Below are 20,166 nucleotides of genomic sequence, written 5' to 3'. Positions count from 1 at the left end.
CGCGGTGCCGCCTCACGGCGTCGTGAGCGCGTCCCTGGCCACGTTGAAGACATTCGTGAGCTGCTGCGTCAGCACACCGAAACCGGCGACAATGGCAATGGTGATGATGCCGGCGATCAGGCCGTATTCGATGGCAGTTGCGCCGCCGCGGTCGGAGAGAAATCGCTGAAACAGGGGGATCACGGGCGTCCTCTCCAGACCGGCTTTCATCAGCATCCGCTCTTGCCGCCATCGCCATTGACGATGCAGACGGCGCCCGGCATTTCCTGCAGGACGCTGCGACGCACGGTATAACGCTTCGTACCCTTGTCGTCGGGAATGGAGCCGGTCGAGATGTTGTCGTAGTCGATCGGCGCGTTTGCGAGAACCTTGGTCGTGTTCTTGCTGGCCATCATCGGGGTGAGGATCAGCGTCAGCGCGATGACGGCCGTCCCGAACAGCAGCGCAAGATTGAGCACACCGGTACGCCGGTACTCGCCCTTCGTCAGGTCCTTATCCTGAACCGTTCTCCAGAAATCATCGTCCACCATGGCCTGCCTCTTGCCTTTCCGACGCGGCGGAATGCTCCGTTTTCCATCCTCGATCGCCGCGCGCCGGTCCCGTCCTCCGCAAGGTCGGCGCGACTCGGCATCACGTGCTGTCCATTGTGCCGGTTGGAGATAAACGTTCCATTAACGCACAGTCAGAACTGCCCCGAAAATGCCTTTCCTTTTCCGCATTTAGGCAGACCTTGGAAAGGTTTTATGGATAGGGCGAACGGCGTCGCGAACGGCAGTCGGCTACAAAAGATCCATGAGATAGGGAATGAGCGGCTCGTCGGCCGGCGGCATCGGATAGTCGCGCAGGGCCTTCGCCCGCACCCATTTCAGCGCCTGCCCCTCGCGCCCCTGCGGCACGCCCTCGTAGCGGCGGCAGATGTAAAGCGGCATCAGCAGGTGAAAGTCGTCATAGGCATGGCTGGCGAAGGTCAGAGGCGCAAGGCAGGCCACCTTGGTGCGAATGCCGAGTTCCTCCTCCAGTTCGCGGATGAGTGTCTCTTCGGGTGTTTCCCCCGTCTCGACCTTGCCGCCCGGAAACTCCCACAGACCGGCCATGGATTTACCCTCCGGCCGTTGCGCAAGCAGAATGCGGCCATCACCGTCGATGAGCGCGCAGGCGGCAACGAGGAGCAGCCGGCGAGGCTGGGCGGTATCCATGATCATTCTTCCCCAGGCGTTCGATAGAGGTAACGATAGGCCTCGGTGAAGCCGAGCCCGCGATAGAGCGCCAGCGCCGGCACATTCTCGGCCTCGACGGCCAGCCACGCCTTGCGTGCACCCTTCAGTCGCGCCCAGCGCAGGCTGGCGCCGACGATATCGCGGCCGATACCTTCTCCGCGCCGGTCGGGCCGCACAGCGACCAGCAACAGCCCTACGAGATCGTAATCCTGCACCGCCAGGGAAACTGCCGTCGGGCCCTGCCCCACATCCTCGAACAGGAAGAGCCCGCATTCGGCCCGGATGGCCTCGATCACGGAGGTGAGCGCCGCCTTGCTCTCTGGCGGGTCACCGGCAATCGCCATCCGCGCCTCCACAAATCTGGAGAGGTCGCGCAGCGGCACATGGCCAAGCTCGTCGCTTGTCGCATGCTGCGGAATATCCGCCGTCATGACGATCGTTTCGGAAAATCGCGTCCAGCCTTCCCCATCGAGATGAGCAACGAGGCCGGGCGGCGTCAGCGGCGTCTGCCGCACCGTCGGCACGAGGTCGGCATCGCGAAACTGCCGGGCAGCCCGTTCGAGCCGGCCCGCCATGTCGCTGCCATCATGCGGGTCGAGCGGATTGATCGAGTTCAGCCGGCGCGAACCATGCCCGGGCGTCATGCGCACCAGCCAGCTGCCATCATACTGCGCGGTTGCGGCGGGCCAGGCCCGAAAACCGATCGCCTCAAGCCGCCGCACCAGCGGCAGCCTCAATCGTGTCGTCTCATCCAGCATAGGCATATCCGGTTGGCAATGTCGGGAACCCGATCTCGCAATCAGCTCCGGTAGTCGCCATTGATCTCGATATATTCCTTGGTCAGGTCGCAGGTGTAAACCGTCGCGGTTCCCGAACCGAGCCCGATTTCGACCTTGATGGCAATGTCCTGCTCCTTCATGACGGCGGACGCCGCTGCTTCGGAATAAGCCGGGTCGCGCTCGCCGTTGACGGCGACGCGGATGTCGCCGAACCAGATGGCGAGCAGGTCCCGGTCGGCCTTCTCGCCGGCCTTGCCGACGGCCATGACGACACGGCCCCAGTTCGCGTCCTCACCGGCCACAGCTGTCTTGACGAGCGGCGAGTTGGCGATCGACAGGCCGATGCGCTTGGCAGCCGCGTCGCTTTCAGCGCCTTCCACGGTGATGGCAACCATCTTGCGCGCGCCCTCGCCGTCCCGCACGACCTGCAGCGCGAGGTCGAACAGCACGGCATTCAGCGCCGAACGGAAATCGCCGAGCGCGGCATCGGAGGCATCCTCGATCCGAGCCTGCCCTTCGGCAGCGGCGGCACCCGTCGCAAACAGCATCAGCGTGTCCGACGTCGAGGTATCGCTGTCGACGGTGACGGAATTGAACGACGGCCCCACGCCCTCCGACAGGAGCGCCTGAAGCGCCTGCGGCGCGATATCGGCATCGGTGACAACGAAGGACAGCATCGTCGCCATGTCTGGCGCGATCATTCCGGCGCCCTTGGCGATCCCGTTGATGGTCACCTTGACGCCGCCAATGGTCGCCGAGCGGGTCGCGACCTTCGGATAGGTGTCCGTGGTCATGATCGCCTTGGCGGCCTCGAACCAGAAATCTTCGGTGCCCCGGCCGTTCATGTCGCCGAGAACGCCGGCAAATTTCGTCGCGTCCAGCGGCTCGCCGATGACGCCGGTCGAGGCGAGGAACACCTCACCCGTCGAGCAGCCGACCGCCTCGGCCGCAGACTGCGCGGTGAGCTCCGTGGCGGCACGGCCCTTGACGCCGGTAAACGCGTTGGCATTGCCGGAATTGACGACGACGGCGCGGGCGACGCCGCCGGAAAGGTTCTGCCGGCAGAAATCGACGGCAGCAGACGGGCAGAGCGAGCGGGTGAACACGCCGGCAACAGAGGCCGGGGCATCGAACACCATCATCAGCACGTCGGTCCGGTTCTTGTACTTGATGCCGGCTTCGGCCGTCGCCATGCGAACGCCGCGCACAGGCGGCATTTCGGCGAAAGTCTTGGGGGCGAGCGGGGAAACGGAACCGGACATGGAGGAACCTTCGCTGAAAGGGCTGGCGGGAACAAGGCGGCAGTGACGGCGCAGGGGCTGGGCCGGCAAACGAAAATCCCGAAGGGTGACCTTCGGGATTTTCACTCATGATGGACGGTTGTCACAGCAGCGTGACAGACCGGCGAACAGGAAGGGCGAGAGCAAAAAGCAGCTCCTGATTCTCAACGGGAGGACCGGAACGCTCCAAGCCTTTACCCCAGCTTAATTGGCGCCTTCGACGGCGTCGCCTTCGGTGGCGCCGGCTTCGTCGGCCTTGTTGGCCTCGTCATAGGCCTTCTTCAGCGCGGGATCGCTGATCTCGACGCCGGCATCCTTCTTGGCATCGGCCAGAAGCGCCAGGTACTTGTCGCGCATGACGAGCTGCTTGACCTGCGGCTCGACCTGATCGAGCGGCGGCGGCGGCTGAAGGCGCTTGTCCTCGAGCAGAATGACGTGGAAGCCGAACTGCGACTTGACCGGCGTCTTCGTGTAAGCGCCCTTCTCCAGCGCGAAGGCGGCTTCGGAGAATTCCGGCACCATGCGCTCCTTGGTGAAGTAGCCGAGATCGCCACCGTCGTCCTTGTTTGGATCGGTGGACTTTTCCTTGGCGAGCGTTGCGAAGTCCTTGCCCGCGTCGAGTTCCTTGATCACGGCCTTGGCTTCGTCCTCGGTCTTCACGAGGATATGGCGAGCCTTCACCTCTTCCTGCGGCTTGATCGCGCCGACTTCCTTCTCGTAGCGCGCCTTGACCTCGTCGGCCGTGACGGCATCGACGACGTGCTTCTTGAAGTAGGCGTTGTGCAGCTCGCGATCGGTCAGGTAGGCGAGACGCTTCTTGAAGTCTTCGCTGTTCTGCACGCCTTCGGCTTCGGCATCCTTGGCCAGAAGCTTTACGTCCACGAGGCCCGAAAGGGCAGCGGCGCGCTTCTGTTCGTCGGGAAGCTGGGCGAGCTGCGGATCGAGGGACGCGAGCGCCAGGTCAAGCTCCGACTGGTGAATCTCTGCGGTCCCGACCTTGGCGACGACCGGATCGGCGGCATCCTGGGCAAACACCGGCCCATGGATCGCGATCACGGCGCCAAGCGCCACGGCAGCGAGCAATCTGGATTTCAACATTCCGTAAACCTTTCCCGATGGGGTACCGGATCCGCCCTTCGCGGCCGGCTTGCCGACCTCACAAACACCAGAATGTGGCCGTTGTGTAGCCTTGCAAAACCGGCATTTTCAGCGAAAGGTCGGTCAGCAACTCCCGTTGACATCATTCGACCCCCCTCTTATCTGTCACGCAACCTCGCGTCCAGAACAAGATCCGGGCGTTTTGGCGCAGTTGACGGGTATTCAGACCCACGCGCGAAACGCCGACGTCACATGAAAGGACCATTTTCCATGGTCAGTCTCGGCGGCCTCGCCCGCAAACTCTTCGGGTCCTCCAACGATCGCCGCGTCAAGGGCTACAACACCCGCGTTGCCGCAATCACGGCGCTCGAGCCCGAAATGAAGGCGCTGAGCGACGAAGCCCTTGCGGCCAAGACCGTCGAGTTCCGCCAGCAGCTGGCCGCGGGCAAGACGCTGGACGACCTTCTGGTGCCGGCCTTTGCCGTCGCCCGGGAGGCTGCGCGCCGCGTGCTGGGCCTGCGTCCCTTCGACGTACAGCTGATCGGCGGCATGATTCTTCACGAGAAGTCCATTGCCGAAATGAAGACCGGCGAAGGCAAGACGCTCGTTGCGACGCTCCCCGTTTACCTGAACGCGCTCGCCGGCAAGGGCGTGCATGTCGTGACCGTCAACGACTACCTCGCCAGCCGCGACTCGGCCACCATGGCGCGCATCTACGGCTTCCTCGGTCTCTCCACCGGCGTCATCGTGCATGGCCTGACCGACGAGCAGCGCAAGGCTGCCTATGCCTGCGACATCACCTACGCGACCAACAACGAGCTCGGCTTCGATTATCTGCGCGACAACATGAAGTACGAGCGGGCCCAGATGGTCCAGCGCGGTCACTTCTTTGCCATCGTCGACGAAGTGGACTCGATCCTCGTCGATGAAGCCCGCACGCCGCTGATCATTTCCGGACCGCTGGACGATCGCTCCGAACTCTACACGACCATCGACGCCTTCATCCCGATGCTGGACGAGGCCGACTACGAAATCGACGAGAAGCAGCGATCGGCCAATTTCTCGGAAGACGGCACCGAGAAGCTCGAAAACCTGCTGCGCGAGGCTGGCTTGCTCAAGGGCGAGACGCTCTATGACGTCGAAAACGTCGCGATCGTCCACCACGTCAACAACGCGCTGAAGGCACACAAGCTCTTCCAGCGCGACAAGGACTACATCGTCCGCGGCGACGAAATCGTCATCATCGATGAGTTCACCGGCCGCATGATGCCCGGTCGCCGCTATTCCGAAGGCCAGCACCAGGCGCTGGAAGCCAAGGAAAAGGTGACGATCCAGCCCGAGAACCAGACGCTCGCCTCGATCACGTTCCAGAACTATTTCCGCATGTATGAGAAGCTGGGCGGCATGACCGGCACGGCCTCGACGGAGGCGGAGGAATTCGGCAACATCTACGGTCTCGAAGTCGTGGAAGTCCCGACCAACCTGCCGATCCAGCGTATCGACGACCATGACGAGGTCTACCGGACGACGGAGGAGAAGTTCAAGGCCATCGTCGAGGAGATCCGGCAGGCGCGCGAACGCAATCAGCCCGTCCTCGTCGGCACGACCTCGATCGAGAAGTCCGAACTTCTCGCCGCTCTCCTGAAGCGCGAAGGCTTTGCCAATTTCCAGGTGCTGAACGCCCGTTACCACGAGCAGGAAGCCTATATCGTCTCGCAGGCCGGCGTTCCCGGTGCCGTGACGATCGCCACCAACATGGCCGGCCGCGGTACCGACATCCAGCTCGGCGGCAACCTCGACATGCGCATCGAAGCCGAGCTGCACGACGTGGAGCCGGGCCCGGAGCGCGACCAGCGCGAAGCTGCCATCAAGGCCGAGGTGCAGGAACTGAAGCAGAAGGCGCTTGCCGCCGGCGGCCTCTATGTTCTCGCGACCGAACGCCACGAAAGCCGCCGCATCGACAACCAGCTTCGCGGCCGCTCCGGCCGTCAGGGCGACCCGGGCCGCTCCAAGTTCTACCTGTCGCTGCAGGACGACCTGATGCGCATCTTCGGCTCGGAGCGCATGGATTCCATGCTGCAGAAGCTTGGTCTGAAGGAAGGCGAGGCCATCGTCCATCCCTGGATCAACAAGGCGCTGGAACGCGCACAGAAGAAGGTCGAAGCCCGCAACTTCGACACGCGCAAGAACCTGCTGAAATATGACGACGTGCTGAACGACCAGCGCAAGGTCATCTTCGAGCAGCGCATCGAAATGATGGACAGCGAGGATGTTTCGGAGACCGTGGCTGACATGCGTCACGAGGTCATCGAGGACATCGTCGCCAAGCGCATTCCTGAAAAAGCCTATGCCGAACAATGGGATGTCGAGGGTCTGAACACCGACGTCCGCGAAACGCTGAACCTCGACCTGCCGATCTCCGCATGGGCGGCCGAAGAAGGCATCGACGAGAACGACATCCGCGAGCGCATTCTGGCGGCGGCCGATCAGGCCAATGCCGAGCGGGCGGAACGCTTCGGACCCGAGATCATGCGCTATGTCGAGCGCTCCGTCGTGCTGCAGACGCTTGATCATCTCTGGCGCGAGCATATCGTCAATCTCGACCACCTGCGCTCCGTCATCGGCTTCCGCGGCTATGCCCAGCGTGATCCGTTGCAGGAGTACAAGGGCGAGGCTTTCGAGCTGTTCCAGGCGCTCCTCACCAACCTGCGCCAGGGCGTGACCGCACAGCTGATGCGTGTTGAGCTCGTGCGCGACGCGGCGCAGGCGCCGCAGCCCGAGCCGCCGGAAATGTTCGGCCACCATATCGATGCACAGACGGGCGAGGACGAGTTCGCGGACGACCGCAATCTCGCTGTCGTCGCCCCGGAAAATCGCGATCCGACCAACCCCGCCACATGGGGCCGCGTTTCCCGCAACGAGGCCTGCCCCTGCGGTTCCGGCAAGAAGTACAAGCACTGCCACGGCGCTTTCGAAGCCACCGAGGCCTGACACCGGAAAACAGGCCACCGACGTCGCAGGGGTTCGCCGCATGAAGAACGAAGCCTTGCAAATCGGCCGCTACGACATTTTCGTCTTCAACGACGGTCTGTTCGAAGCGAAGGTAGAGTATCTCCACCATCTTGACGGCGCCGACGCCTGTGCGTCGGCCGTCGAGCGATGGGGCAAGACATCGGTAATGCTCGACGTCAACTGCTTCGCGATACGCGGCCCGGATGGCGACATGCTTGTCGATACGGGCGCCGGAACGGCCTGGGGGCCGTCCTTCGGCCACGCCCGCCCCGCGATGGAAGCCTGCGGATTTACGCCCGAGACCATCACCGGCGTCCTGCTGACACATCTTCATGGAGACCATGCCTACGGTCTCCTGAACGATGACGGCACCGCCTTCTTTCCAAACGCCGATATCCTTGTGCCGCACGCCGATCTCGCCTTTTTCGGCAATGCGGCCCTTCGCGAAACGGTGCCGGAAGCGCGCCGGGGCGGCTTTATCGTCGCTGACAAGATGCAACAGGCCTATGGATCACGAATCCACAGCCTCTCCGCCGGTCCGATCCTCGAGGGTATCGAGGCCGTCCCCCTCCCCGGCCACACGCCGGGCCAGATGGGCTACCGCCTGCACGGCGAAGAACACGACATGCTGATCCTGGCGGATGCGCTTCACATCGCCGCGTTGCAGCTTGCCGATCCGAAGCTCGGCCTGGTCTTCGATCTCGACCCGGTTCAGAGCGCAGCCACCCGCCTTGCAACGCTGGAGCAGGCCGCACAACACCGATGGATCGTCGGCGGCGGCCATCTTCACGGCTTCGGCCGGATCGAACGCGCGCAGACCGGCTTTCGGATGACGGGTCTCTAGACCGAACACGCGCGGTTCCGTTCAGCCCATCGACGGGACCACCTTGATGCATGTCTCCACCTGGGTCATGATCGTGCTTTTCAAGGGGGCGCATCATGACATCGCTGGATCTCTTCCTTCCTTTTCTCGTCACCGCAGGGCTGTTTGCCTTCCTGCCGGGCCCTGCCATGCTCTACGTCGCCGCCCGTACCGTCGCGGCCAATCGTCGCGCTGGCCTCATGGCGACGCTGGGCATTCATCTCGGCTGCTATGTCCACGTGATCGCCGCAGCGGCCGGCCTGTCCATGCTCTTTCAGGCCGTGCCCACCGCCTATCTGGCCGTGAAGCTCGCCGGCGCCGCCTATCTCGTCTATCTCGGCATCGCCATGTTCCGCACCCCGGCCCGCAGCGAAGGCGACATGAGCGCCGCGCCCGGCCATGCGCCGAAATCGGCCCGCCGGGCGTTCGTCGAGAGCATGATGGTTGAAGTCCTGAATCCGAAGACGGCCATCTTCTTCCTCGCCTTCCTGCCGCAGTTCGTCGATCCCTCGGCCTCGATCCCTGTCTGGGTGCAGTTCGCCGTGCTCGGCACCATCGTCAACATGATGTTTTCGCTGGCGGATATCGTCTGCGTCCTCCTCGCCGAAGCCGTTCTCGCGCGGCTGCGCACCTCCGGCCGGGCAGAACGTCTGATGCAGAAGATCGGCGGCACGATCCTCGTCGGGCTCGGCCTCAACGTGGCGTTGAGCCGCGCGTAACGGCTGCCATTCAGACGTCTGCCCCAACGGAATATTAACGCAGATACGGCATAATCCGGCCTCGTCGTACTGCAGACAGGTCGGGTAGCGTTTCGTGTTCATGGCAGCGTGTCAAACGGCAGAACGAATTCTGCCGCCGGGTCTGAAAGACCGGCTCCTGCCGCTGATGCGCCGGCTGGAGCCGCTGCTCACCAGCGACGACCCGAAATACCTCGCCCAGCGCATGGCCCTCGTCGCCTTTGCCATCCGCGTCGTCAGCGCCGGCATCGCCTTCGTCTCGCAGATCATCATGGCCCGCATGATGGGCGAGTTTGAATATGGCATCTTCGTTTTCGTCTGGGTGCTGGTCGTGCTCTTCGGAAACCTCTCCTGCCTCGGCTTCCACACCGCCATCATCCGCTTCGTGCCGCAATATCATGCCGTCAACGCGCTGGAAGAAATCCGCGGGATGACGGCGACGGTACGGATCTTCGCTCTCCTGTCGGCCACCGCGCTTGCCATCGTCGGCATCGGTGGCTTGGTCGCCTTCGGAGATCTGGTCAACGGCTACTATCTCGTGCCTCTCTATCTCGGCATCTTCGCCCTGCCCATGATCGCGCTCGGCGACGTCATGGACGGCACATCACGGGCGCACAGCTGGGCGGTCTCGGCGCTCAGCCCCACCTACATCGTCCGGCCGGTTCTCATCCTCGCCTTCATGGTTGGCGCCGTTTGGGCAGGTGCGCCGTCCACCGCGCAGACGGCGATGATCGCCGCCATGGTGGCCACCTATGTCGCGAGTGTCGGACAGTTCTTCATTCTGACTTGGCGCCTGCGCAAGCGATATCTCAAAGGCCCGATTCGCATTGAATTCCGCACTTGGCTGCGCGTCGCCCTGCCGATCTTCCTCATCGAGGGTTTCGGCTTCATGCTGACGAATTCGGATGTCGTGCTGGTCGGGATCGCGCTCGATCCGGAAAGCGTTGCCATCTACTTCGCAGCCGCCAAGACGATGGCGCTCGTCCATTTCGTGATGTTCGCCGTCAAGGCTGCCGCCGCGCCGCGTTTTTCCGCTGCCATAGGTCAAGAGGGCATGGGTCAGCCGGGCACGGGTCAGTCCAATCGGCAGAAACTGTCCGTCATCGCCATCGAAAGCGCCAGATGGTGCTTCTGGCCGTCGCTCGCCGTCGGCGGCTGCGTTCTCGCGTCGGGCAGCTTCCTCCTTTCGCTCTTCGGACCCGCCTTCGTCTCCGGCTACCCGCTGATGGCGATCCTCTTTGCGGGTATCATGGCCAAGGCCTTCATCGGCCCGGCAGAGGCGCTGCTCACCATGGGCGGCCAGCAGGCGCTCTGCGTCAAACTCTACGCCGCGGCTCTCGCCGCCAACCTTGCGCTGAACGTCACCCTCATTCCCGTCTTCGGACTGACGGGTGCCGCCATGGCAACGGCCGGCGCCATGATGGTCGAGGCGACATTGCTGCATCTTGCCGTGCGCCACACTTTCGGCATCAGGCTCTTCGCCTTTGCCGCCCCCCAGTCCGGACCCGTCGATACTGCCTATCAAGATGGGGACCAGATACAGACAAGACCGATGGATGCAGAGGCCAGCCGATCATGAGCGTCACGCCCCAGTTCCCCACAGACGCCAACAGCCGCCCCTCGCAACTGCCCCGCCGCGGGCAACTGGGCAATGACCAGATCCCCGTGGATACGCTGGTGCAGACCGGGCGGCAGGGACGTGAGTTCTGCGTCTATCCTGCCCGCGCCGGCTATGACCTGCAGGAAGAGCTCGATTTTCTGTCGAACCGCGCCATCGAGCCGAATGTCTTTTTTTCCGGCCGCTTCCTGGCCCCTGCAATGCCCCGGCTCGAGGATCGTGTGGTGCGGCTTGCCGTCATACGCGACCGCAGCGAGACACGCAGCCGCCTGCGCTTCCTGATGCCGTTCTCTGTGGAGAGGCCGGGCTTTGCCATCGGCTCGCCGATCATTCGCGCCTGGTCCAATCCCTTCGGTCCGCTCGGCACACCCCTGCTGGATACGGAAGAAGCCGCGGAAACGCTCGATAACCTGTTCGATGCGCTCGCCAATCCCGACGCAGGCCTGCCGCCGATCCTGGTCCTTCCCGATGTGCGCCTGAAGGGGCCGCTTGCCCGTCTCGCCCGCGCGGTCGCCATCAGCCGAAACCTGCCGCTCACCGTCACCGACACATTCAGCCGGCCCGTCCTCGACAGCCTGCTCGACGGCGACACCTATCTGCGCGGCGCCATCAGCCCCGCACATCTGCGCGAGTTGCGCCGCCAGTGGACCCTCCTGTCGCGCCTCGGCACCGTCACACACTCCGTCGCGCGCCAGCCGGAAGACGTCCGTTTGCGCATGGAAGAGTTCCTGGCTCTCGAAGCTTCCGGCTGGAAGGGCCGCCAGCGCACGGCGATCGTCATGGATCGCTACCGTGCGGCTTTTGCCCGGGAAGCGATCACCAATCTGGCCGAAGCCGACGCCGTGCGTATCCACACGATCGACCTTGATGGCGTCGCCATCGCGTCGATGGTCGTCTTCATGATGGGCGGCGAAGCCTACACCTGGAAAACCGGTTACGACGAGACCTACGCCCGTTACTCCCCCGGCAAGCTGCTGCTGAGGGAACTGACGGAATGGCACCTCGACGATCCCAACATCCTCAAGTCGGACAGCTGCGCCGTGCCCGATCACCCGATCATGAGCCGGTTCTGGGAAGAACGCGAAGACATGGGAACGCTTGTCATCGGCCTGCGCGCCAACCGCGACCGGGACGTGCGCCAGGTTGCCACCCAGCTCCACCTCTATCGCAACACCCGCAACATGGCCCGCCTCCTGCGCGAGAAGATGCGCGCTCTCGCACCAAAGAGCTTCCGGTAGCAGAACTGCGAACAAGCGCCGTGCTTAAGTGCCCGGCGCGCTCCGAGCCGCGCCTTCCTCACCGGTAGATGCCGCGAGAATCTCGGCGTCCCGCAGCAGCCGTCGAATGATCTTGCCCGAGGTCGTGAGCGGCAGCGCATCCACGAACGCGACTTCGCGGGGATATTCATGCATCGAAAGACGTGTCTTCACCCATTCGGAAAGCGTGGTGGCCAGCGCCTGCGAGGCTGCGTACCCATCTGAAAGCACCACATAGGCCTTCACGATTTCGGTGCGGACCGGATCCGGCTTGCCGATAACGGCGGCCATGCTGACGGCGGGATGGCCGACAAGGCAATCCTCGACCTCGCTCGGACCGATCCGAAACCCTGACGACGTGATGACATCGTCGTCGCGTCCGAAGAAGGTGATATAGCCCTCTTCGTCCATCACGGCCTGATCTCCGGTCGTCATCCACTCGCCTGTGAACTTCGCCTCCGTGGCCGCCGCATTTCCCCAGTAGCCGAGGAACATCACCGGATCGGGCCTTTGCACCGCCACCTGCCCCACCTGTCCCCGCGGGAGAATGCGTCCTTCATCGTCAATGATCTCCACCACATGGCCCGGCGCCGCTTTCCCCATCGATCCCGCCTTCCGCACGCCATAGGCGGCGCTGGAGGAGATCACGATGTTGCACTCCGTCTGCCCATAGAACTCGGCGATCTCGACGGCGAGCGCCTTAGACGCCTGCTCGAATGTCTCGCGCCCCAGCGCCTCGCCCGCCGCGCCCACCGTCCGCAGGTCGAAGGCATACTGGGCCTTGGGGTTCTCGACGGCCTTCATCAACCGCAAGGCCGTCGGCGGAATGAAAGCGTTGCGCACCTTCATCTCCGACAGAATGCGGAACGCCATATGCGGATCGAACTTCTGGGCTGGCGAGGACACGACGGGAACGCCGAGCATCAGCGACGGCAGAAGCGCATTGAGAAGCCCGCCCGCCCAGGCCCAGTCGGCAGGCGTCCACATGCGATCGCCTGCCTGCGGCAGGCCGGCATGATGAAACTGGAAGCCGGGGAGATGGCCGAGCAGGACCCGATGCCCATGCAGCGCTCCCTTGGGCGGTCCGGTCGTACCGGACGTGTAGATCATCAAAGCCGGATCGTCCGGCCCTGTATCTGCCGGGACGAATTTGCCTGCAGCACTTGCCAGCAAGGTTTCGAACGGCACCGTATCGTCCACCCCTGCGCCCCCGTCCGTGCAGACCACCAGCCGCAGATCCGGCAATTGGGCCTTGATGGCCTGAAGCCGCCTGGCACCAGAGCGATCGCTGATCACGACACGAGCGCCAGCATCCCTCAGCCGATATTCCAGCGCCTCCACCCCGAAAAGAAGCGCCAGAGGAAGGGCGATACCGCCAAGCTTGTAGATCGCCGCATGCGCGACAGCCGCCTCGAAGCCCTGCGGCAGCAGGATCGCAATGCGGTCACCCGGGCGCATCCCACGCGCAAGAAGCCCGGCTGCGAGCGACGAAGACCGCGCCGCGAAGGCCCCATAGGTCAGCGTCTGGTGATCGCCATCCGGGCTGAAATGCTGCAGGCAGATCCGGTCCGGCTCTCTTGCAGCCCAGGCATCGCTGATGGCCACGCCAATGTTGAACCTGTGTGGAATGTCCCAGGTAAAATCCCGGATCAGCGCTTCATAGGTTGGAGAGGTCGGGCGCATGAACTGCCTTGGGAACATGAGGCCGGCAGGGTGCCGCCTGCAACCCTACCACCGCCCTTGCCAGCAGATCAATCGACCGCCGCACCACCGGAAGCCTTCGGAAAGCACGCCTGCCATCGGCTACGCCTCAGCCGTAATGCGCCATCTCCGTGCCGCTGAGGCCATGCAGCGCATGAAAGAGCGCATCCGGCGTGCGGTAACCACGTTCGAAAAGCTCGATGGCGGTGCTGGCGGCACTGACGCCCGCCTGTGTCCGCAGACCGATCCGCCTCTCGGCGCACCAGGCGAAGACCGCACTCGTCAAGATATCCACGTCTTCCCCTCGATCCGGGCCTCTTCCGGTACCCCTTTCAGAGGAAACTGTAACAGATGCCTGCGCCAAGGAAGCGTCTCCCGATGTGTAAGTACTAGGTTCAGAATGACACGCCCTGTCCCCTTCCGCCAAACGACATGCATCAAGCCGGTTAAGGAGCTTCTATAAATGTCTCGACATGGGACGGTATGGCCGCCGCCATGAGCACAGAACCCGGTCGTTCCGTCGCCTTGGCAAAATATTATCGGCAAATCAGAGACATGAAAGAATCTCGATCCGAAATCGCAACTGGTTCGGCAATCTTTACCAAGCCTTCAGAATTGGCGTGCGATAGTCCGGGCATGCGCGGTTTGTAGAGCGTCCGCGCACCTCCTCCCCCAAGACGTCGATCCATCCGGCGATGCATGAGACAGCTGTTATCAGCGTGCGCAAAGCCATCGCGACGGATCGTGGCTGACGCTTTCTCAAGAAAACGAGCTGTCATCTGCCGTGAACGACGACCAGAGGATCGTCTTCGCTTACCGCGCGCCGTCCACCGCGAGGCTCTTTCCACCTCGCATCAAGGAACGTCCGACGCTTATTCCTCGGCCTCGAGATCCAGAAATTCGGGCGCCTTTACCTGGCGAACGACGACCTCGTAGTCGCCCATATCGACACCATCGATCACGACGTCCTCGACCGTGATCGTCATGATGCTGAACTCTCCGGTTTCCATGTGAACGCCGGCTACGTGTTCCGCAAGCCTGTTGGCGCTCTCCTCGATAGGATCCGGCAACAATTGGCGAGGTATGAAATCCGGCGTCTGCATCTTCCACTCCAGAGCCACGTGCTCATGTCTTCGCTCAAACGTACCGTATCCCGACGCACCGCGATATCCGACAGTTGCGGAACAGGCCACCTTCTCCAAAACGTGATCTCGAATCCACAGGTAAACTCAGCCGACGCCGAAGCGATGACGCTTCGCCTGTACATGCTCTAGACCAGCGAACTCCGCCGCTTTGATCGGTCGTCCCGATTGAGAACATCGGCAATATCCCGCGCATCCTCCCGATCAAGCCCCGTCAGATCGCGACCATCCGAAGCCGCCGGCAAGCCGGTCACATCGTCGATGACCGTCCAAAGCCCGTTTCGTTCCTGGCGCACCTCGTACCGCTTCTCGACCATCCGTCCCTCTCCGGTCCTGCTGGATGAAAATGAGGCTATGGGGCAGGAAGTTCAAGGGCACGGGAAGAGTGTAAGGACACCCGCTTGAGGACAGGGTCCGGATGGCAGCTGATATGCGTATTCTGGTGATATGGTGCCCCATGCCGGAGTCGAACCAGCACTCCTTTCGGAACTCGATTTTGAGTCGAGCGCGTCTACCAATTCCGCCAATGGGGCACGGAGAGGCAGGATCGGGATTTATACGGGTGGGATGGGCTTGGTCAACTGAGATTCCGCAGGATGAATGGCAATTGCGCAAAGAGTGGCGGTGAAACGATCCCTTACCGGGTGCGGGTTCCGGAAGCGATGGTGCGAAGCAGCATCGACGTGCCGTGGGTGATTTACAGAGGCTTCATTCCTGCATAGAAGCTCATGGACACCTCTTCCGGGCGTTGCCCGGGCTTCCCGTTGAACCCATTCTGCCACTTGAACCCCGTCCCGCTCATCGAACGAGGAATAGCCGATGCTCCGCAGCCTTTACGACTGGACCATGTCGCTTGCCGCGCGCAAGTCGGCCGAGGTCTGGCTTGCCGTCATCGCCTTCGTAGAGAGCTCCGTCTTTCTCGTGCCGGCCGACGTCCTGTTCCTGCCGATGGCGCTGGCACGGCCGGAGCGCGCCTGGCGCTACGCGGCGGTCGCCACTGTCGCGTCCGTGCTGGGCGGTATCGCCGGCTGGTATCTTGGACACTACGCTTTTGAGGCGCTGGCGCGGCCGGTACTCGAATTCTACGGCAAGCTCGAAGCGTTCGAAACGATGCGCGCGTCCTTCAGCAACGAAATGCTCGTGCTGCTGCTGATCACGTCCGGTCTTGCACATCTGCCGCCCATCAAGGTCGTGACGATCCTGTCCGGCGTCGCCGGCATTCATCTTGGCCTGTTCATCGTCTGCGCCATCATCGCGCGCGGGGCGCGGTTCTTCCTGCTCGCCTGGCTGCTGCGCCGATATGGCGAGGAGATCCGTCATTTCATCGAGAAGCGCCTCGGTCTGATCTCAGCTGTCGCTGCAGCCGCGCTGATCGTCCTTTTCGTCGCCTACCGCTTCTTCCTGCACAATCCCGAGATTGTCACGCCTTGACGCTTGCAAGGCAAAGCCGCCGCTGCGAAACAGATTTCGATCCTCGAAAATATACTGTAAGGGCTTCGTGATCAGCATAGCGAACCCGCCTTCCGGAGCCCCTAGACCGTGACAGCCATCCAACGCTCCCCTGCTTTGTCCGCCGCCGTCCTCGTCACCCTCGGCATGATTGTCACGGTGGGAACCGCGCTCGGTTTCGAGCATCTTGGCGGCTACATCCCCTGCGCGCTGTGCCTGATGCAGCGCGAGCCCTACTATTACGGCATTCCCGTCGGCGTGCTGGCCATCATCAGCGCCGCCTTCCCCATGCCGTCCTGGCTGCCGCGTCTTCTTCTGGCGGTCGTGGCGATCATGATGCTGGTCGGCGCGGGTATCGGCATCTATCATGCAGGCGTCGAGTGGCACTTCTGGGCAGGCCCCGCAAACTGCTCGACGACGGCGCAGGGCGTCTCGCCGAACGTCGGCGACCTCTTGGGAGACCTCGACAGCAAGCACGGCCCTTCCTGCACGGATGCGGCGCTCCGCGTGCTCGGGCTGTCCTTTGCCGGCTGGAACGTGCTGGCGAGCATCGTGCTTGCCGCGATTGCCGTTCGCGGCGCCGTAAAGGCGCGGTAACGCAAGACGGGCGCCACGTTCGGGCGCCCTCGAAGCCGCCCTGCGGCCCACCACAAGCAAGCGTTATGGCTGCAATTCGACATCCCAGTAGAGATAGTCCATCCAGCTTTCATGCAGGAAGTTGGGCGGAAAAAGCCGACCGTTATTATGCAGGTCCTGCACCGTCGGATGGTAGGGCTTCTGGTGCGGGAACATGCCGGCATTTCGCGGCATCTTGCCGCCCTTGCGCAGATTGCAGGGCGAGCATGCGGCGACCACGTTCTCCCATGTTGTCTGGCCACCATGGCATCGCGGAATCACGTGATCGAAGGTCAGGTCGTCGGGCGAGCCGCAATACTGGCATTCGAAACGGTCCCGCAGGAAGACGTTGAAGCGGGTGAACGCCGGATGGCGGGATGGCTGAACATAGCTCTTCAGGCACACGACGCTTGGAAGCTTCATCGAGAAGCTGGGCGAGGAAACCTGATGTTCGTATTCCGCGAGAATAACGACACGGTCAAGGAAGACCGCCTTGATCGCGTCCTGCCAGGACCAGAGCGACAAGGGGTAATAACTAAGAGGCCGGTAGTCCGCGTTCAACACGAGCGCAGGCAAGGCCTGAGGTGAGACTGCAATCGTCAAGTCCAGTGACTCCTGATCGATTCGGCATCTGCACTTCTATATTAGGCTCGTTACGTCAGGATTGTGAAGCCGAAAGAAAATCGGAACAAAAGATTCATTTCAGATGGTTACGCGCCGCGCGAACCGACGCGCATCAGGTCATGACAGGCGTCGCATCGCGACGCATGCAGCTTGCATAGTAAGCCCAGAACAACCGTGCCGCGACGCTGCGCCATGGGCTCCACGCAACACTGATCGCCTCCAATGTCCGCGCGGATGGACGCGCCGGCAAGTGAAGCGCATGCGCAACGGCGCTCTGCAGTGCGATGTCCCCGACCGGAAACACATCTCTGTGACCCGCGCAGAAGACGAGATAGACCTCCGCCGTCCAGCGACCGATGCCCGGCAGCGCACTTAAAGCTGAAATCGCAGCTCCCGGTTCCATATCGCAGATTGCCTCAAGGTCCAGCACGCCGGTCTCGGCCGCCACGGCCGAACCCCGCAGCGCCTTGATCTTCGCACCCGAAAGCCCGATGGCGCGACAATCCTCATCGCCAAGTGCCAGGAAGGCTTGCGCCTCGACCTTGCCGAGCCGCAGGAGCATCCGGTTCCAGATCGCAGCCGCGCTCGCCTTGGAGATCATCTGCGACACGATGATCGCGGCCAGCCCGGAAAAGCCAGGCTCGGACCGCCGCAGCGGCACCGGCCCCGCAATGGCGATAATGGACGCGAGCCGGGAATCGAGGGCGCCCAGCGCCGTCAGGCCGAAAGTGACATCGTCGTCGCTTGAAATCCGCATTGCGAGGGTCCTCCCATCGTCTTGGCTCGCCGGCGCATTGATGGCAGAACAGGAGCATGCCGAACAGCCCGTCAAAGCCCCCGGTGTATCGCTTCGCGCCCAGCCCGAACGGCGCGCTTCATCTCGGCCATGCCCTTTCGGCTCTGCTCAACGCGGATTTTGCGAGCGCGACAGGTGGCCGGCTTCTGCTGAGGCTGGAGGACATCGACCGCGCACGCTGCAGGCTGGAATTCGAACAGGCAATCTTCGAGGATCTCGACTGGCTCGGCATCTCGTTCGAGGCGCCTGTGCGGCGCCAGTCCGAACACTTTGCTGACTACGAGACCGCGCTCGACCGCCTCCGGTCCCGCGGCCTCGTCTACCCCGCTTTCCTGACCCGTGGCGAGATCCGCGCTCATGTCGCAGACATCGAGGCCGGCGGCAGCACCTGGCCGCGCGATCCCGACGGTGCGCCGCTCTATCCCGGCCCCGAGCGAACATGGGATATCCGGCAGAGAGAGGATGCGGTTGCCGCGGCAGCGGCGACCGGACGACCTTACGCCTGGCGTCTGGACATGCAGAAAGCCTGCAACACCATCGACAGGCTGCTCACATGGCGCGAGACCGGCACCCGTCCGCAGGGAGGAACAGACAATCCGGAAAGCACGGCAGGCACGGTCGAAGCGCGGCCCGAGGCGTGGGGGGACGTCATTCTGTCGCGGCCGGATGCGCCCTCCAGCTATCACCTTTCGGTGACGGTGGACGACGCGTTGCAGGGCGTGACACATGTCGTGCGCGGGCAGGATCTCTACCACGCGACAGCGGTGCACCGGCTGCTCCAGACCCTTCTCGACCTGCCGGAGCCCGTCTACCACCATCACCGCCTCATCCTCGGGCCGGATGGACGCAAGCTGTCGAAGAGCCATCGGGATACGGGCCTTGCCGCCCTGCGGGAACGCGGCCTTTCAGCGGCGGATGTCCGCGCGCTTGTCCTCTGAAGCCGACGCGGCCTCCTCGGGAAGGGAAATGTCACGCGTGCCCGTCGCTTCGACCGCCGGCATGCCGCGGAAGTGGCGGATGACCATGCGCTTGACCTTGTACTTCATGATCGCGGCATTGATCTCGGCGCCGATGATGAAGATCGCGCCGAGCATATACAGGAAGACGAGCACGATCATGATCGAGGCAAGGCCCGCATAGGTCGAGACGTAGTTCGCAAAATTCGAGAGGTATGACGCGAAACCGAAGGCGCCGATCGTCCAGGCGATGAGCGTGATGAGGATGCCGGGCAGAACATCCATGATCTTTCGCCGGCCATCGGGCAGCCAGAGATGCGAGACAATCAGCCCGCAGGTGAGGATCAGAAGCGCGAGCGCAAGCCCCCAATTGTCGACCATGGACAGTAGCTCGTCCAGCCAGGGCAGCCAGCGGTCGGCATAGCGAAGCGCCAGGGGAACGGCCACGAGCAGCAGGCTGACGAAGGCGAGGATGGCGACGCCTGCCAGCACGAAGCCGAGACTGGCGAGGCGCGTCACGTACCACGGCCGGCTCTCGGCGACCCGATAGGCGCGGTTCAGCGAGATGCGCAGTGCCTCGACGCCATTGGAGGCGAAATAGGCCGCAGCCAGCACCGAGACGGTGAGCAGCCCTCCGCGCGGCGTCGTCAGCACCTGCACGATCTCGTCGGCGATCGGCTTTGCGATCGATGGCGGCCATGTGTCGAAAATCAGGTGGACAGCCGTGGTCGCGAACTGGTCGGCGCCAAGGAAGCTTCCGAGCGCGGTGCCGAAGATCAGAAACGGGAAGATCGCCAGCAGCGACGACAAAGCGACATGGCTGGCCATCGCCCAGCCGTCGTCGTCGCTGAAGTGCCACAGCGCATCGAATGTGACCTTCCAGGCCATACGCAGGAACAACGGCATCCGGTCTCCGTTCTCAAGGGCGCAACGTCCCCTCCTCCGGGATACGAAACACGCCGCGGTTTGGTTTCATGCACGTTCACGCACCCGGGCGTTCACCCAGCCATTCTCGCAGGTGCCG

21 protein-coding genes and 1 tRNA gene are annotated in these 20,166 nt (G+C 63.1%); 8 read left to right on the top strand and 14 right to left on the bottom strand.

The features are described 5' to 3' along the window. Positions 1 to 12 precede the first annotated feature (12 nt). From BSG19_RS18200 to BSG19_RS18175, 6 genes are all read right to left on the bottom strand, one after another. Complete coding sequence (locus BSG19_RS18200) at positions 13 to 216, bottom strand: Flp family type IVb pilin (protein WP_244529305.1); 204 nt, start codon at positions 214 to 216, stop codon at positions 13 to 15. Beyond that, positions 210 to 530: a hypothetical protein gene (locus tag BSG19_RS18195; RefSeq protein WP_092989421.1), complete on the bottom strand. Its 321-nt coding sequence runs from the start codon at positions 528 to 530 to the stop codon at positions 210 to 212. The genes BSG19_RS18200 and BSG19_RS18195 overlap by 7 nt, the downstream gene beginning before the upstream one ends. A gap of 249 nt (positions 531 to 779) precedes the next feature. Further along, positions 780 to 1,196 carry an 8-oxo-dGTP diphosphatase MutT gene (mutT, locus tag BSG19_RS18190; RefSeq protein ID WP_092989420.1) on the bottom strand — a complete coding sequence of 139 codons (417 nt, stop codon included), beginning with the start codon at positions 1,194 to 1,196 and terminating at the stop codon, positions 780 to 782. Positions 1,197 to 1,198: 2 nt separating this feature from the next. Continuing rightward, the gene (locus BSG19_RS18185; RefSeq protein ID WP_244529304.1) at positions 1,199 to 1,975 is read right to left on the bottom strand and encodes a GNAT family N-acetyltransferase; all 777 of its coding nucleotides are present in this window, start codon (positions 1,973 to 1,975) and stop codon (positions 1,199 to 1,201) included. Between the two features lie 41 nt (positions 1,976 to 2,016). After that, positions 2,017 to 3,258, bottom strand: coding sequence for a bifunctional glutamate N-acetyltransferase/amino-acid acetyltransferase ArgJ (argJ, locus tag BSG19_RS18180; protein ID WP_092989418.1), 1,242 nt, complete (start codon positions 3,256 to 3,258; stop codon positions 2,017 to 2,019). Between the two features lie 222 nt (positions 3,259 to 3,480). Beyond that, the gene (locus BSG19_RS18175) at positions 3,481 to 4,374 is read right to left on the bottom strand and encodes a peptidylprolyl isomerase (protein ID WP_092989417.1); all 894 of its coding nucleotides are present in this window, start codon (positions 4,372 to 4,374) and stop codon (positions 3,481 to 3,483) included. Between the two features lie 270 nt (positions 4,375 to 4,644). Between BSG19_RS18175 and secA the strand changes: the two genes are divergently transcribed. From secA to BSG19_RS18150, 5 genes are all read left to right on the top strand, one after another. Beyond that, on the top strand, positions 4,645 to 7,365 hold the full coding sequence (secA, locus tag BSG19_RS18170) for a preprotein translocase subunit SecA (protein ID WP_092989416.1): 2,721 nt from the start codon (positions 4,645 to 4,647) through the stop codon (positions 7,363 to 7,365). Between the two features lie 40 nt (positions 7,366 to 7,405). Beyond that, on the top strand, positions 7,406 to 8,230 hold the full coding sequence (locus tag BSG19_RS18165; RefSeq protein WP_092989415.1) for an AidB family quorum-quenching N-acyl homoserine lactonase: 825 nt from the start codon (positions 7,406 to 7,408) through the stop codon (positions 8,228 to 8,230). Between the two features lie 95 nt (positions 8,231 to 8,325). Beyond that, entirely contained in the window at positions 8,326 to 8,967 is a 642-nt protein-coding gene (locus BSG19_RS18160; protein ID WP_092989414.1) for a LysE family translocator, read from the top strand. Positions 8,968 to 9,067: 100 nt separating this feature from the next. Beyond that, entirely contained in the window at positions 9,068 to 10,564 is a 1,497-nt protein-coding gene (locus tag BSG19_RS18155; protein ID WP_092989413.1) for a lipopolysaccharide biosynthesis protein, read from the top strand. Continuing rightward, on the top strand, positions 10,561 to 11,841 hold the full coding sequence (locus tag BSG19_RS18150; protein ID WP_092989412.1) for a GNAT family N-acetyltransferase: 1,281 nt from the start codon (positions 10,561 to 10,563) through the stop codon (positions 11,839 to 11,841). Before BSG19_RS18155 ends, BSG19_RS18150 begins: the two co-directional genes overlap by 4 nt. A 24-nt stretch (positions 11,842 to 11,865) precedes the next feature. On the opposite strand, the gene BSG19_RS18145 is transcribed toward BSG19_RS18150, so the two are convergent. From BSG19_RS18145 to BSG19_RS18125, 5 genes are all read right to left on the bottom strand, one after another. Continuing rightward, positions 11,866 to 13,542 carry an AMP-binding protein gene (locus BSG19_RS18145; RefSeq protein ID WP_092989411.1) on the bottom strand — a complete coding sequence of 559 codons (1,677 nt, stop codon included), beginning with the start codon at positions 13,540 to 13,542 and terminating at the stop codon, positions 11,866 to 11,868. A 127-nt stretch (positions 13,543 to 13,669) separates the two neighbouring features. Next, entirely contained in the window at positions 13,670 to 13,855 is a 186-nt protein-coding gene (locus BSG19_RS18140) for a hypothetical protein (RefSeq protein WP_092989410.1), read from the bottom strand. Between the two features lie 577 nt (positions 13,856 to 14,432). After that, positions 14,433 to 14,663, bottom strand: coding sequence for a hypothetical protein (locus tag BSG19_RS18135; RefSeq protein WP_092989409.1), 231 nt, complete (start codon positions 14,661 to 14,663; stop codon positions 14,433 to 14,435). 167 nt (positions 14,664 to 14,830) lie between these two features. After that, a complete protein-coding gene (locus tag BSG19_RS18130) occupies positions 14,831 to 15,019 on the bottom strand; it encodes a hypothetical protein (protein ID WP_092989408.1) in 189 nt (62 codons plus the stop codon). Positions 15,020 to 15,150: 131 nt separating this feature from the next. Next, positions 15,151 to 15,235: transfer RNA gene (locus BSG19_RS18125), tRNA-Leu, on the bottom strand. A 286-nt stretch (positions 15,236 to 15,521) separates the two neighbouring features. Between BSG19_RS18125 and BSG19_RS18120 the strand changes: the two genes are divergently transcribed. Together BSG19_RS18120 and BSG19_RS18115 are read left to right on the top strand one after the other, a co-directional pair. After that, positions 15,522 to 16,133 carry a YqaA family protein gene (locus BSG19_RS18120; RefSeq protein ID WP_092989407.1) on the top strand — a complete coding sequence of 204 codons (612 nt, stop codon included), beginning with the start codon at positions 15,522 to 15,524 and terminating at the stop codon, positions 16,131 to 16,133. 108 nt (positions 16,134 to 16,241) lie between these two features. Continuing rightward, a complete protein-coding gene (locus tag BSG19_RS18115; RefSeq protein ID WP_280142416.1) occupies positions 16,242 to 16,748 on the top strand; it encodes a disulfide bond formation protein B in 507 nt (168 codons plus the stop codon). A 63-nt stretch (positions 16,749 to 16,811) separates the two neighbouring features. On the opposite strand, the gene BSG19_RS18110 is transcribed toward BSG19_RS18115, so the two are convergent. Beyond that, entirely contained in the window at positions 16,812 to 17,369 is a 558-nt protein-coding gene (locus BSG19_RS18110) for an HNH endonuclease (RefSeq protein ID WP_062474798.1), read from the bottom strand. A gap of 133 nt (positions 17,370 to 17,502) precedes the next feature. Then, positions 17,503 to 18,147, bottom strand: a complete 645-nt coding sequence (locus BSG19_RS18105) for a DNA-3-methyladenine glycosylase family protein (protein ID WP_092989406.1) — start codon at positions 18,145 to 18,147, stop codon at positions 17,503 to 17,505. A 56-nt stretch (positions 18,148 to 18,203) separates the two neighbouring features. On the opposite strand from BSG19_RS18105, the gene gluQRS reads away from it, so the two are divergent. Further along, positions 18,204 to 19,124, top strand: coding sequence for a tRNA glutamyl-Q(34) synthetase GluQRS (gene gluQRS, locus BSG19_RS18100; RefSeq protein WP_092989405.1), 921 nt, complete (start codon positions 18,204 to 18,206; stop codon positions 19,122 to 19,124). Here the strand turns inward: gluQRS and BSG19_RS18095 are convergent. After that, positions 19,092 to 20,048, bottom strand: coding sequence for a YihY/virulence factor BrkB family protein (locus BSG19_RS18095; RefSeq protein ID WP_092989404.1), 957 nt, complete (start codon positions 20,046 to 20,048; stop codon positions 19,092 to 19,094). The genes gluQRS and BSG19_RS18095 overlap by 33 nt on opposite strands. Positions 20,049 to 20,166 lie beyond the last annotated feature (118 nt).

The sequence above is a fragment of the Rhizobium sp. NFR03 genome, from assembly GCF_900111275.1.
In the GTDB taxonomy this organism is placed as follows: domain Bacteria; phylum Pseudomonadota; class Alphaproteobacteria; order Rhizobiales; family Rhizobiaceae; genus Ferranicluibacter.
The sequence above is the reverse complement of the archived record's forward strand: the minus strand, read 5'-3'. Positions and strand labels throughout refer to the sequence as shown.